General features: G+C 70.5%; 13 protein-coding genes. 6 read left to right on the forward strand and 7 right to left on the reverse strand.

The features are described 5' to 3' along the window. The first annotated feature begins 56 nt into the window (after window positions 1–56). Both NYP07_RS14460 and NYP07_RS14465 read left to right on the forward strand, forming a co-directional pair. A complete protein-coding gene (locus tag NYP07_RS14460; RefSeq protein ID WP_268151634.1) occupies window positions 57–269 on the forward strand; it encodes a hypothetical protein in 213 nt (70 codons plus the stop codon). Next, entirely contained in the window at window positions 266–559 is a 294-nt protein-coding gene (locus NYP07_RS14465; protein WP_268151636.1) for a type II toxin-antitoxin system RelE/ParE family toxin, read from the forward strand. The genes NYP07_RS14460 and NYP07_RS14465 overlap by 4 nt, the downstream gene beginning before the upstream one ends. On the opposite strand, the gene NYP07_RS14470 is transcribed toward NYP07_RS14465, so the two are convergent. Next, the gene (locus NYP07_RS14470; RefSeq protein ID WP_268151638.1) at window positions 560–2,932 is read right to left on the reverse strand and encodes a UvrD-helicase domain-containing protein; all 2,373 of its coding nucleotides are present in this window, start codon (window positions 2,930–2,932) and stop codon (window positions 560–562) included. 374 nt (window positions 2,933–3,306) lie between these two features. On the opposite strand from NYP07_RS14470, the gene NYP07_RS14475 reads away from it, so the two are divergent. The 3 genes from NYP07_RS14475 to NYP07_RS14485 all read left to right on the forward strand — a co-directional run bounded on the left by NYP07_RS14475 (window position 3,307) and on the right by NYP07_RS14485 (window position 5,446). Next, on the forward strand, window positions 3,307–4,242 hold the full coding sequence (locus tag NYP07_RS14475) for a bifunctional helix-turn-helix transcriptional regulator/GNAT family N-acetyltransferase (protein ID WP_268151640.1): 936 nt from the start codon (window positions 3,307–3,309) through the stop codon (window positions 4,240–4,242). Window positions 4,243–4,325: 83 nt separating this feature from the next. Next, window positions 4,326–4,730: a YchJ family protein gene (locus NYP07_RS14480; protein ID WP_268151642.1), complete on the forward strand. Its 405-nt coding sequence runs from the start codon at window positions 4,326–4,328 to the stop codon at window positions 4,728–4,730. After that, window positions 4,727–5,446 (forward strand): pseudouridine synthase, encoded by a 720-nt coding sequence (locus NYP07_RS14485; RefSeq protein ID WP_268151644.1) that lies wholly within the window; start codon window positions 4,727–4,729, stop codon window positions 5,444–5,446. Before NYP07_RS14480 ends, NYP07_RS14485 begins: the two co-directional genes overlap by 4 nt. Here the strand turns inward: NYP07_RS14485 and NYP07_RS14490 are convergent. Together NYP07_RS14490 and NYP07_RS14495 are read right to left on the reverse strand one after the other, a co-directional pair. Next, a complete protein-coding gene (locus NYP07_RS14490) occupies window positions 5,433–6,506 on the reverse strand; it encodes a WD40/YVTN/BNR-like repeat-containing protein (protein ID WP_268151646.1) in 1,074 nt (357 codons plus the stop codon). The two genes, NYP07_RS14485 and NYP07_RS14490, sit on opposite strands and share 14 nt — an antisense overlap. Window position 6,507: 1 nt before the next feature. After that, window positions 6,508–6,777, reverse strand: a complete 270-nt coding sequence (locus NYP07_RS14495; protein WP_268151648.1) for a MoaD/ThiS family protein — start codon at window positions 6,775–6,777, stop codon at window positions 6,508–6,510. A 91-nt stretch (window positions 6,778–6,868) separates the two neighbouring features. Here NYP07_RS14495 and rarD point away from each other — a divergent pair, with 91 nt between their 5' ends. Continuing rightward, window positions 6,869–7,765, forward strand: coding sequence for an EamA family transporter RarD (gene rarD / locus NYP07_RS14500; RefSeq protein WP_268151650.1), 897 nt, complete (start codon window positions 6,869–6,871; stop codon window positions 7,763–7,765). On the opposite strand, the gene ahpF is transcribed toward rarD, so the two are convergent. The 4 genes from ahpF to lysA all read right to left on the reverse strand — a co-directional run bounded on the left by ahpF (window position 7,733) and on the right by lysA (window position 12,779). Then, complete coding sequence (ahpF, locus tag NYP07_RS14505) at window positions 7,733–9,286, reverse strand: alkyl hydroperoxide reductase subunit F (RefSeq protein ID WP_268151652.1); 1,554 nt, start codon at window positions 9,284–9,286, stop codon at window positions 7,733–7,735. The two genes, rarD and ahpF, sit on opposite strands and share 33 nt — an antisense overlap. A 133-nt stretch (window positions 9,287–9,419) precedes the next feature. Then, a complete protein-coding gene (ahpC, locus tag NYP07_RS14510) occupies window positions 9,420–9,983 on the reverse strand; it encodes an alkyl hydroperoxide reductase subunit C (protein ID WP_268151654.1) in 564 nt (187 codons plus the stop codon). Window positions 9,984–10,352: 369 nt separating this feature from the next. Beyond that, complete coding sequence (locus tag NYP07_RS14515; RefSeq protein ID WP_268151656.1) at window positions 10,353–11,483, reverse strand: HD-GYP domain-containing protein; 1,131 nt, start codon at window positions 11,481–11,483, stop codon at window positions 10,353–10,355. A gap of 51 nt (window positions 11,484–11,534) precedes the next feature. Next, window positions 11,535–12,779 carry a diaminopimelate decarboxylase gene (gene lysA / locus NYP07_RS14520; RefSeq protein ID WP_268151658.1) on the reverse strand — a complete coding sequence of 415 codons (1,245 nt, stop codon included), beginning with the start codon at window positions 12,777–12,779 and terminating at the stop codon, window positions 11,535–11,537. Between the last annotated feature and the right edge of the window lie 55 nt (window positions 12,780–12,834).

Genomic DNA, 12,834 nt, shown 5'->3' on the forward strand with positions numbered 1-12,834 from the left:
ACTGGCCGCAGCTTATGGCAAGCTTGTGGATGCGTTACCCCGTCGCCGGAGCCGTCATGGACACCACCTTTGAAACCCTGGAGGCCGAAGTGCTGAAGCTCTCTCCGGCTCAGCGCGCCCGGTTGCTGGATCGCGTGGTGGCCAGCCTCGATGCCGACGCCGCGCGCGATGCAGCCTGGGATGCCGTTGCGGCACTGCGCGAGGCGGAGCCCGCCCAGTTCGAACCGCTGGACGACGCCCTGGCTCGCCTGCGCGACGAGCGCGCGTGAGCCTCTCGATCCATCGGCTGGCGGCTGAAGAACTGGCCGCAGCATTCCACTTCTACCGGCACGAAGCCGGCTTGCGCTTGGCCCAACGCTTTCTCGACGAGTTCGAGCGCATTGCTCGGCTCATTGAGCGCCATCCCGAACTCGGTACTCCCACAGGTGACGGCCGCCGCAGCTATCCGCTGCACGACTTCCCGTATTCGGTGATCTACGCCCACGGAGCACACGGCTTGCGCATCCTCGTCGTGCGGCACCAGCACCGCGACCCGGCGCACGGCGAAGGCCGGCGCTGATCAATCGATCGGCGTCAGCTTCGCCACCGACAGCGCCAGCCACTTCGTGCCATGCCGGCCGAAGTTGACCTGGGCGCGCGCATCCGTGCCCGAGCCTTCCAGCGTCAGCAGCACGCCTTCGCCGAACTTGGTGTGGAACACGCCCTTGCCGACGCGCAGGCCACCGTGCTCGTTCGACACCTTCTGCCGCATGCTGGCGGCCATATTCGAAGGGATGGGCGGCTCGACCCAGGCGGCCTTCTCCACGCGGCCCGCGCCCACCATGCCCTTCAGGCCGCTGCCGCGCTCCCAGGCCTGCTGATAGTCGCGCGCAAAGCCCGAGCCGAAGCCCTGGTTGCGCGGCGTCAGCCACTTCAGCGCATCCTCGGGCAGTTCGTCGAAGAAACGGCTCTTGACGTGGTAGCGCGTCTGGCCGTGCAGCATGCGGGTCTGGCAGAAGCTTAAAGAGAGCTTCTTGCGCGCCCGCGTGATGGCCACATACATCAGCCGCCGCTCTTCCTCGAGGCCGTCGTGGTCCGACATCGCGTTCTCGTGCGGGAACAGGCCCTCTTCCAGGCCGGTGATGAACACGGCGTCGAACTCCAGGCCCTTGGCCGAGTGCACCGTCATCAGCTGCACGGCATCCTGGCCCGCCTGCGCCTGGTTGTCGCCGGCTTCCAGCGACGCATGCGTCAGGAAGGCCACCAGCGGCGACATGATCTCGCCGGTCTCCGCGTCGGGCACCGCGCCCGGCGTGCCGGCCTCGGCCACCTCATCGACCGGCAGGCCCACCGCGTTCTTGCCGAAGCCCTCCTGCATGACGAAGGCCTCGGCCGCGTTGATCAGTTCGTCCAGGTTCTCCAGCCGCTCGGCGCCGTCCTTGTCGGTGCGGTAGAAGTCCAGCAGACCCGAGGTCTCCAGCACCTGCTCGATGATCTCGCGCAGCGTCATGCCCTGCGTCAGGTTGCGCGTCGAGTCGATCAGATTGGTGAAGGCCACGAGGTTGGCGCCGCCCTTGCCGGCGATGGCGCCGACGCTCTGGTAGAGGCTGCGACCCGAGGCCTTGGCGGCGTCCTGCAGGTTCTCCAGCGTCCTGGCGCCGATGCCGCGCGTCGGGAAGTTCACGACGCGCAAAAAGCTGGTGTCGTCATTGGCGTTCTCCAGCAGGCGCAGATAGGCCAGCGCATGCTTGACCTCGGCGCGCTCGAAGAAGCGCAGGCCACCGTAGACGCGGTAAGGGATGCCCGAGTTGAAGAGGGCCGACTCGATGACCCGCGACTGCGCATTGCTGCGGTAGAGCACCGCGATCTCCTGCCGGTCCAGCCCACCGCGGTGGAGCTGCTGGATCTCCTCGATCAGCCACTGCGCCTCGGCGAAGTCGCTGGGCGCCTCCTGCACGCGGATGAGGTCGCCCTGGCCCGCGTCGGTGCGCAGCGTCTTGCCCAGGCGCTGGCTGTTGCGGCTGATCAGCTCGTTGGCCGCGTCCAGGATGTGGCCGAAGCTGCGGTAGTTCTGCTCCAGCTTGATGACCTTGCGCACACGGTACTCGCGCTCGAAATCGATCATGTTGCCGACGCGCGCACCGCGGAAGGCGTAGATGCTCTGGTCGTCGTCGCCCACGGCCAGCAGGCTCTGGCCGGTGCAGGCGCCCGGCGGCGCGAACATCTTCAGCCAGGCGTACTGCAGCTTGTTGGTGTCCTGGAACTCGTCGACGAGGATGTGGCGGAAGCGGTGCTGGTAGTGCTCGCGCACGGCCGGGTTGTCGCGCAGCAGCTCGTAGCTGCGCAGCATCAGCTCGGCGAAGTCGACGACACCCTCGCGCTGGCACTGGTCCTCGTAGTTGGCATAGATCTCGACGAGCTTGCGGGTCTGCTCGTCGCGCTGGTCCACGTCGCCGGGGCGCAGGCCGTCCTCCTTGCAGCCGGCGATGAACCAGCCGACCTGCTTGGGCACGAAGCGCTCCTCGTCCAGGTTCATCGCCTTGATGACGCGCTTGACGGCCGAGGTCGTGTCGCCGGCGTCCAGGATCTGGAAGGCCTGGGGCAGATGGGCCAGCTTCCAGTGCGCGCGCAGGAAGCGGTTGCACAGGCCGTGGAAGGTGCCTATCCACATGCCGCGCACGTTGAAGGGCAGCATCGTCGAGAGGCGCGTCAGCATCTCCTTGGCGGCCTTGTTCGTGAAGGTCACGGCCATCACGCCGCCGGGGCTGACCTGGCCGGTCTGCAGCAGCCAGGCGATGCGGGTGGTCAGCACGCGGGTCTTGCCGGAGCCGGCGCCGGCCAGGATCAGGGCCGGCTCTGGCGCGGCGGTGACGGCGGCGAGCTGCTCGGCGTTGAGGTTCTTGAGGAGGGGACTGTTCTGAGCCGCGTCGCTGGCGTCTTGCACGGAATTCATCTGCGCATTTTAGGGAGGCTGCCTCCGGCGCAACTTGCCGGCCCGCCCGGCCTTGGACCACTCGTAGGCCTCGCCGTCCGGCGTCCGGCGTCCTGCCGCCTTCCACCGACGCGACGCCGGCCCGGCCGACGTGGTCGGCCAGCTCCGTCGAGATGCTCACGTGGGCATGCCCCTGCCGGCGCCGGTCTTCGGCCCAGGCCAGCGCCTGCACGAGCTCGGCGCCGCCAAAGGACCGGCAGGCCGGCATGAGCGCGTCACCCTCGCCTTCCAGCCAATAGACCACGATGCCCAAGCCATGCTCCCGAGTCGAAGGCCAAAGCGTAGCGCCTCATCACTTGGTTGCCAAAGGCAACCATCATGCCGATGATGAGGCGATGAACACCGCTGCCCAGGCGCTCGACGTCCGCGCCTTCAACCGCTTCTACACCCGCCGCATCGGCATGCTCGCCCCCACGCTGTCCGGCAGCGGGTTCACGCTGCCGCAGGCCCGCGTGCTGTGGGAACTGAGCCATCACGCGCCCGTCAGCGCCGCGGCGCTGAGCAAGGGCCTGCAGCTCGACGCCGGCTACCTGAGCCGCCTGCTGCGCGGCCTGAAGGCCCGCGGCCTGCTGGCCGAGCAGGCCCACCCGAGCGATGGCCGGCAGCGGCTGCTCAGGCTCAGTGCCGCCGGCAGGCGCGCCTTCGCGCCGCTGGACCGCGGCAGCCAGGCCGAGACCGAGGCGCTGCTCGCGCCGCTGTCCACGCCGCAGCGCCAGGCGCTGCTGGGCGCGATGTCGCGCATCCAGGCCGTGCTGGAGCCCGAGGCCGCCGCCATCGAGCTGCGCCCGCCCCTGCCGGGCGATCTGGGCTGGCTGGTCGAACGCCACGGCGCGATCTATGCCGCCGAGTACGGCCTGGACGCCCGCTTCGAGGCCCTGGTCGCGCGCATCTGCGCCGACTTCGTCGACCGTTTCGATCCGGCGCGCGAGGCCTGCTGGATCGCCATGCGCGGCGCGGAACGCCTGGGCGCCGTCATGCTCGTGCAGGCTCGCAGCGACCGCACCGGCCGGCCGCGTCCGGGCGTCGCCCAGTTGCGCCTGCTGCTGCTGGAGCCGCACGCCCGCGGCCTGGGCCTGGGCAAGCGCCTCGTGCACCAGTGCAGCGGCTTCGCCCGCGGCGCTGGCTACCGGCGCGTGGTGCTGTGGACGCAGAGCGCGCTGACGGCGGCACGCGCGATCTATGCCGCGGAGGGCTATCGGCTCAAGCACAGCGAAGCCGCGCACAACTTCGGCCAGGACGTCGTCAGCGAGACCTGGGAGCTGGCCCTCTGAAGCGCCGCCCCCTTTGGTCGAGCCTTGCCACGCTGAGCCGGATCAGACCGATGCGGCTGCGGGCGCGGCTTACAGTGACGTCCATGCCCATGCCCGCCGCCTCGCCCTGCCCCTGCGGCCGACCCGCGACCTATGCCGGCTGCTGCGGCGCGCTGCATGCCGCGCATGCCGGCCGCCAGGCGCTGATGGCGCCGACGCCCGAAGCCCTGATGCGCTCGCGCTACAGCGCCTTCGTGCTCGACCTGCGGCCCTACCTGCTCGCCACTTGGCATGCCAGCAGGCGCCCTGGCGAGCTGGACCCGCCCGAGCCCGGCCTGAAATGGCTGGGCCTGGACGTGAAGCGCAGCACCATGCATGACGCCGATCACGGCACGGTGGAGTTCGTCGCCCGCAGCAGGCTCGGCGGCCGCGCGCACCGCCTGCACGAGGTCAGCCGCTTCGTGCGCGAGAACGGCGCGTGGTTCTACGTGGACGGCGATCTGTCTTGACGCTGGCCGTCCTGCACCTCGACGAACACCTCGTCGCCATCGACAAGCCGCCCGGACTGCTCGTCCACCGCACCCAGCTCGCGGCCGGCGAGGACGAGGCCGCGCTGCAGCGGCTGCGCGACCAGCTCGGCAGGCCCGTCTGGCCCGTGCACCGGCTGGACCGCGGCACCTCGGGCGTGCTGCTGTTCGCGCTGTCGCCCGAGGTCGCGTCGCTGCTGGGCGCGATGTTCGAGCAGGGCCGGATGGACAAGCGCTATCTGGCCCTGGTGCGCGGCTGGCCGCGCGAGGACGCCGGCCTCATCGACCACCCGCTCGCCCGCGACCCCGAACGGCCCTCCGCCGGGCAGCCGCTGCTGGAGGCGCAGACGCGCTGGCGCGTGCTCGCGCGCCTGGAGTGGCCGCTGGCCAGCGACCCGCGCTTCGCGACGACGCGGGTCGCGCTGCTGGAGGCCGAGCCGCTGCAGGGCCGCCGCCACCAGATCCGCCGCCATCTGAAGCACCTCGCCCACCCCATCCTCGGCGACGCGACGCATGGCAAGGGGCCGCTGAACCGCGCCGTGGCGGCCCATCTCGGCCTGCAGCGGCTGTGGCTGCATGCGCAGACGCTGCGGCTGCGGCATCCGCTGCTGGGGTCCGAACTGACGCTGCAGGCGCCGCCGGACGCGGCCTGGGAAAGGATCAGCCCGCCCCGGAAGAAAGGGGTCAGCCGAACTTGACCGCGTAGACCGGCGGCAGATGGGCCGACACGGTCTGCCAGCTGTCGCCCGCATCGGCGCTGGCCCACAGGCCGCCGGTGGTCGAGCCCATCATCAGCTGCTCGCCGGCGTCGTCCACCGCGAGACCGTGGCGGAAGACCAGGTCGTAGCAGTGCTGCTGCGGCAGGCCGGCGCGCAGCGCCTCGAAGCTGCGGCCGCCGTCGCGGGTGCGCGTCACGCAGAGCGCGCCGTCCACCGGCACGCGGCGCTCGTCCTTGACGGCCGGCACGAACCAGGCCGTGCCGGGGGCGTGCGGATGCGCCGCGACGGCGAAGCCGAAGCTCGACGGGCTGGCCTTCAGCTCGGTCCAGTTCGCGCCGTTGTCGCTGCTGCGGAAGATGCCGCAGTGGTGCTGGCACCAGAGCACGTCGGGCACGTCGCGGCAGCGGGCGATCAGATGCGGGTCCTGCACGTTCTCGTCGCCGGCCTGCTCGGGCGGCATGAAGTCGGCGCGCATGCCCCTGGCGCGCAGGCCCCAGGTCCGGCCGCCGTCGGTCGTGCGCCAGGCGCCGCCGCAGGAGATGCCCAGCAGCAGCTCGCCGGGGTTGCGCGGGTCGGGGCAGATGGAATGCAGGGCCGGCGCGTCGTTGCCGCCGCCGAACCAGCCCAGGCGCCTGGGCTCGTTCCACAGCGCCTCGTTGATCTGCCAGCTCTGCGCCCCGTCGCGGCTGGCGAACAGGCCGCCGGGGATGGTGCCGGCCCAGACCGTGTCGCCGGCACGTTCCAGCGACCAGATCTGCAGCAGCTTCCACGCCGGCCCTTCGGCGCCCTCGGGCTGGGGCGGATAGGCCGGCACGGCGACCTCGCGCCAGCTCTTGCCGGCGTCGTCGGACGCCTGCAGCTTGGTGCCGAAATGGCCGAGGTTGAGCGCGGCCAGCATGCGGCCCGAGGCGTCCGGCGGCAGCAGCATGCTGACCGGGTCGGCCAGGAAGCTGGGGTTCTCGATCTGCCAGCCGTTCGCGCGGCGGCGCAGCTCGAACAGGCCCTTGCGGGTCGCGGCCCAGGCGCGGTCTTGTGCCATCTCAACCTCCAGAAAGGGCTTGCAGGACGTGGACCCGGCTGTCCGGGCCGAGGGGGTCGCTCAAGCCCCGCAGGTCGCGGGCGCGGCGGCCGTCGATGAAGACGACGACGTTGTGGCGCAGATGGCCCTGGTCGTCGAGGATGTAGCCGCGCAGCCGCTCGTTGGTCGCGAACGCCGCGTCCAGGCCCGCGCGCAGCGTGGCCGCCGCGGTGTCGACGACGGGCGTGTCGACGAAGCGGCGCAGCTGCGGCGTGAACTCGATGCGGGCCATGCGCGGCATCATCGGCGCTGCCCCGGCCGGCTTCCAGTGCCGAAAGCCCTGGCTTCCGTCAGGCGTAGGAGGCCCGCCGACAATGCCGCCGATGAATCGAGGCATCGTCTACGCGCTGGGCGCCTATCTGAGCTGGGGGCTGTTCCCGCTGTACTTCCGCCAGATCGCGGCCGTGCCGGCGCTGCAGGTCGTGGCCCACCGCACGCTGTGGTCGCTGGCCTTCGTTGCCATCGTCATGCTCGCGACGGGGCGGCTGGCCTGGCTGAAGGGCGTGAGCCTGGCAACCTGGCGGCGCTTCGCGCTGTCGGCCGCGCTGATCGCCGTGAACTGGCTGACCTATGTCTGGGCCGTCGGCCACGGCCAGGTCATCAACGCGAGCCTGGGCTATTTCATCAACCCGCTGGTCAACGTGGCGCTGGGCTTCGCGGTGCTGCACGAGAGGCCGCGGCCGGTGCAGTGGCTGGCCGTGGGCCTGGCGGCCTTCGGCGTGCTGTGGCTGACCGTGGCGGCCGGCACCCTCCCCTGGGTGGCCCTGGTGCTGGCGCTGAGCTTCGGCCTCTACGGCCTGATGCGCAAGACCGCGGCCCTGGGAGCGCTGGAGGGCCTGGCGCTGGAGACGCTGATCCTCGCGCCGCTGGCCCTTGCGGGCCTGGCCTGGTGGTGGCAGGCCGGTGACCTGGCCGGGCAGACCGCCGTGGACTGGGCCTGGCTGATCGGCACCGGGCCGGTGACGGCCGGCGCGCTGCTGCTGTTCGCGGCCGGCGCGCGGCGCATCCCGCTCGCGACGCTGGGCATCGTGCAGTACGCATCGCCGTCGCTGCAGTTCCTGCTCGGCGTCTTCCTGTTCCACGAGCCCATGGACGCGAACCGCCTCGTCGCCTTCGGCTTCATCTGGGGCGCGCTGGCGGTCTACAGCGCCGAGGGCCTGTGGCAGACCCGGCGCATGCTGCGTTGTTCAGTGGCGAACGAGATAGTCGAAGGCGCCTAGCGCCGCCTTCGCGCCGTCGCCGGCGGCGATGACGATCTGCTTGAAAGGCACGGTCGTCACGTCGCCCGCGGCGAACACGCCGGGCAGCGAGGTCGCGCCCTTGGCGTCCACGATGATCTCGCCGTGCCTGCTGAGCTCGACGCTGCCGCGCAGCCATTCGGTGTTGGGCACGAGGCCGATCTGCACGAAGCAGCCGTCCACGTCGACGCGCCTGGCCTCGCCGCTGACGCGGTCGGTGTAGTTCAGGCCGTCGAGCTTGCCCTTCGTACCCGTGAACTCGGTCGTCTGCGCGTTCGTCACGACGCTGACGTTGGGCAGGCTCCTGAGCTTGTTGACGAGCACCGCGTCGGCGCGCAGCTCGGCCGCGAACTCCAGCAGCGTCACGTGCTTGACGATGCCGGCCAGGTCGATGGCCGCCTCGACGCCGGAGTTGCCGCCGCCGATGACGGCGACCGGCCTGCCCTTGAACAGCGGGCCGTCGCAGTGCGGGCAGTAGGCCACACCCTTGTTCCTGTACTCGGCCTCGCCGGGCACGCCGACATTGCGCCAGCGCGCGCCGGTGGAGAGGATGACCGTCTTGCCCTTCAGCGTCGCGCCGCTGGCCAGCCGCACCTCGACGAGGCCGCCGGGCTCGGCCGCGGGCGTCAGCTTCTCGGCGCGCTGCAGGTTGTGGATGTCGACCTCGTAGTCCTTCACATGGCCCTCCAGCGCGGCGGCGAACCGGGGGCCGTCGGTGGCCGAGACGGAGATGTAGTTCTCGATGCCCAGCGTGTCGTTGACCTGGCCGCCGAAGCGCTCGGCCGCGACGCCGGTGCGGATGCCCTTGCGCGCCGCGTACACGGCCGCTGCCGCGCCGGCCGGGCCGCCGCCGATGATGAGCACGTCGTAGGGCGCCTCGGCGTCGAGCTTCTGCGCGTCACGCGCCGCGGCGCCGGAGTCGAGCTTGGCGACGATCTCCTCCAGCGACATGCGGCCCGAGGCGAAGGGCTGGCCGTTCAGCCACACGGCCGGCACGGCCATGATCTCGCGGCCCTCGACCTCGCGCTGGAACAGGCCGCCGTCGATGACGGTGGTCTTGATGCGCGGGTTCAGCACGGCCATCAGCGACAGCGCCTGGACCACGTCCGGGCAGTTGTGACAGCTCAGGCTCATATAGACCTCGAAGTCGAGGTCGGCGTCCAGCGCCTTGACCGCGTCGATCGTCGCCGCCTCGACCTTGGGCGGGTGGCCGCCGGTCCACAGCAGCGCGAGCACGAGGGACGTGAACTCGTGGCCAAGCGGGATGGTGGCAAAGCGCAAGCTCTGCGCGCTGCCGGCGCGGCGCAGCAGGAAGCTGGGCTTGCGCGCATCGTCGCCGTCCGTCCGCAGCGTGATCTTGTCGCTCATCTCGGCGATCTCACCGAGCAGTTCGCGCATCTCGGCGGCGGCCGGCGTGCCGTCCAGCGTCGCGACGATGTCGAAGGGGAGCGTGACGCGCTCCAGATAGGCCTGGAGCTGGGTCTTGAGGGCGGCGTCCAACATGGTGACTTCCTTTCAGGGTGGCGTGGCGGGGCGGGCCACTGCTGAAAGGGTCCCCGTGTTGGAGGCCCTTTCAGCAGAGCCTGATGAGCTCTGCGGAGGGAAGGAGCCCTCCCGGGCTCCTTGCGAATCGCACTTAGATCTTGCCGACGAGGTCGAGGCTCGGAGCAATCGTCTTGGCGCCTTCGTTCCATTTGGCCGGGCAGACCTGGCCAGGGTTCTTGGCGGTGTACTGGGCGGCCTTCAGCTTGCGCAGCGTTTCCTTGACGTCACGGGCGATCTCGTTGGAGTGGACCTCGGCCGTCTTGATGACGCCTTCGGGGTTGATGACGAAGGTGCCGCGCAGGGCCAGGCCCTCTTCGGGGATGTGCACGCCGAAGGCATTGGTCAGCGTGTGGGTCGGGTCGCCGACCAGGGGGAACCTGGCCTTGCCGACGGCCGGCGAGGTCTCGTGCCAGACCTTGTGCGAGAAGTGGGTGTCGGTCGTGACGATGTAGACCTCGGTCTCCAGCTTCTGGAACTCGGCGTAGTGGTCGGCCGCGTCCTCGACTTCGGTCGGGCAGTTGAAGGTGAAGGCGGCCGGCATGAAGATCAGCACGGACCACTTGCCCTTCAGCGACTCCTCGGTGAGGGTCACGAACTTGCCGTTGTGGAAGGCTTCGGTCTTGAAGGGCTGGACTTGGGTGTTGATCAGGGACATTCGAAAGGCTCCGGAAGGGGCGGTTGATGGGATAGACAGAACTATATCGAAAACAGTGTTTCGGTTGAAAACGTTAATCAAATCATCATCATTGAGCCTGCCTATCGCGGCCCGAGTCAATTCCGCGTTCGCGGCGCGCGGTGCATGAACTCACGGGCCGAGCGACGGGCCGCTCCCTAGCCGGCCCGCGCTGGCGATGTGCTTGCGGCTCAATGCCGCAAGCATCGCCGTCCCCACGGGGGCTGAGGCCGGACACATTGCGCCCAGCGGGCGCGATGTGCCTGCCGAAGGGCTGCGGCACTGCCGCAGCGCGGTCTGCAAGACCGACCGGACTTGCTCGCGTTCAGCGATGCGAGGGCGGGGCTAACGTCAGGCTTCGTAGCGGCGGTCGTAGAGCTGGCGGGGGCTGAGCTTGACGCGCAGCGACTGCGCGCTGGCCAGGCCGGTGATCGCGTGCTCGGCCTGGGCGCTGTCCCGCCGCACCGGCGCCCCCAGCGGGTCGCCGTGGCGGTTCATGACGGCGCTGACCAGGGGCGTGCTGCCCGTGGCGCCGCGCCGCACGGCGACGGCCGTCTCGCCGCTGGCCAGCTTGACCAACGTGCCGGGCGGGAACATGCCGAACTCCTTGACCAGCAGAGCCGCGAAGGGGTGGCCGTTGCTGCCCGTGTAGAGCGCCTTGGCCGCCTGCGGCGCCGGCAGCCCGGCACGGCCGCCGCGGCTGGCGAGCTTGGCCAGGAAGATGTCGGCCACGCGCAGCAGCTGGGCCGCCTCGCAGGGTTCCGACAGGCCCTGCGGATAGCCGCCACCGCCCGACTGCTCGTGGTGCTGGGCCACGGCGGACAGCCATTCGGCGTCGTCGAGCCCGGCGTTGCGCAGCCAGGCCACGGCCTCGTCCGGGTGCCGGTTGATGGCCACGCGCTGCGGCGGCAGCAGCCTGCCGCCGCGCGAGGCCAGGCGGCCCTGCAGGTCGATGATGGACAGGTTCATCGTCAGCGCCGCGCCGACGAGGCTCTTCTGCCGCTCCGGCGCCCAGCCCAGGCGCCGCGACAGCACGGCGCCGACGGCGGCCGTGTGCAGCAGATGGGCCAGGCCGTAGACCTCGTGGCGGCTGTGGTCGTGCTGGACGACGACGAAGATCATCTGGTCCGTGAAGCGCCCCACCCAGCCGATCAACTGCGCGGCGCATTCCTTCACGCGCGGCAGGAAGAGCGGCTCCTGCGGCGCCCGCAGCAGCGTGGACAGGCGCGTCTGCAGCGCCTCCCAGCGTGCGAAGAAGTCCTCGCCGCCGCTGCTGCCGTCCGCGCCGCGGGCGGAGGCCTCGCGCACTTCGTCCATGTCGACGAAGACGCCGCGGCTCAGCAGCGCCTCGCGCATCTGCTCGCCCGGCACCGTCTGCCCCTTGGCGAGCAGCAGCTTGCCCTCGGCATCCCTCACCCCGAAAGGCAGCGGCGCACCCGCCTTGATGAGGCCGCCAACCTGTTGAATGGGAACGAGCTTCATGCCCGGATGATCTCCGGACTCAGGGCTAACGGTCCCAGGCGATGGAAGTGCTCAGAGTTCGAGCGCCAGCAGGTCCTCGACGGTCTGGCGGCGGCGGATCAGCCGGCTGGCGTCGCCGTCCACCAGCACCTCGGCCGCCAGCGGCCGGCTGTTGTAGTTGCTGGACATGGAGGCGCCATAGGCACCGGCATCGTGGATGACGAGCAGGTCGCCGACCTCGGCCTCGGGCAGCTCGCGCGTCAGCACCTCGCCGCCGGCCGCCTGCGTGAACACGTCGCCCGACTCGCACAGCGGGCCGGCCACGACGCAGTCGCGCAGCGGGCGCTGTGTGCCGTCGCGCGGCAGCAGCGTCATCGCGTGGAAGCTGCCGTACATGGCCGGGCGCATCAGCTCGTTGAAACCGGCATCCACCAGCACGAAGCGCTTGGCGCCCGCGCTCTTCACCGCCCTCACCTCGGCCAGCAGCACGGCGCTTTCGGCGACGAGGTAGCGGCCGGGCTCGATCTCCAGCGTGACCGCGTGGCCCACCAGGCCCTCGGCCTCGCGGCGCGCGGTGTCCCAGAGGCTGAAGTAGTGGTCCACGTCGACGCGGTCGTCGACGCGGCGGTAGGGAATCGACAGGCCGCCGCCGGCCGAGATCGCATGCAGGTCGTGGCCGGCCTCGATGGCCTGCTTCACGAAGCCCACCATGGCCTGGCCGACCTGGGCCAGATGGCCGTAGTCCACGCCCGAACCGATGTGCATGTGCAGGCCGACGAGCTTCAGCCCATGCTCGCGGATGGCCGCCAGCGCGGCACCGAGGTCGGCATGCCAGATGCCGTGCTTGCTGTGCTCGCCGCCGGTGTTGGTCTTCTGGCTGTGGCCGTGGCCGAAGCCGGGGTTGATGCGCAGCCAGACCGCATGGCCGGGGGACGCTGCGCCGAGCTGGTGCAGCATGTCGATGGAGCCGGCGTTGACCGGGACGCGGTGCTCGACGACGGTGGCCAGCGTCGCATGGTCGAGCAGGTCGGCCGTGAAGACGATCTCGTCGCCGCCCGGTCGATAGCCCGCGGCGATGGCTCGCAGGATCTCGCCGCGCGACACCGAGTCGACCTTGACGCCTTCGGCCCGCAGCAGCTTCAGGACGTGGACGTTGGAGCAAGCCTTCTGCGCGAAGCGCACGACGTCGAAGCGCTTCAGCGACACGGCGCGCTCGCGGAGGGTCGCGGCGTCGTAGACCCACAGCGGCGTGCCGTGCTCGGCGGCCAGGGCGGTGAGGCGGGCGGGGTTCAGGGCGGCAGGCAGGGGCTTGGTCATGGCGCGCAGCATGCGCTTCGCGGGCCATTCAATCAAATTGCAATTTGTCGGCAGA

Source organism: Pelomonas aquatica (genome assembly GCF_026712205.1).
GTDB lineage: Bacteria > Pseudomonadota > Gammaproteobacteria > Burkholderiales > Burkholderiaceae_C > Pelomonas > Pelomonas aquatica.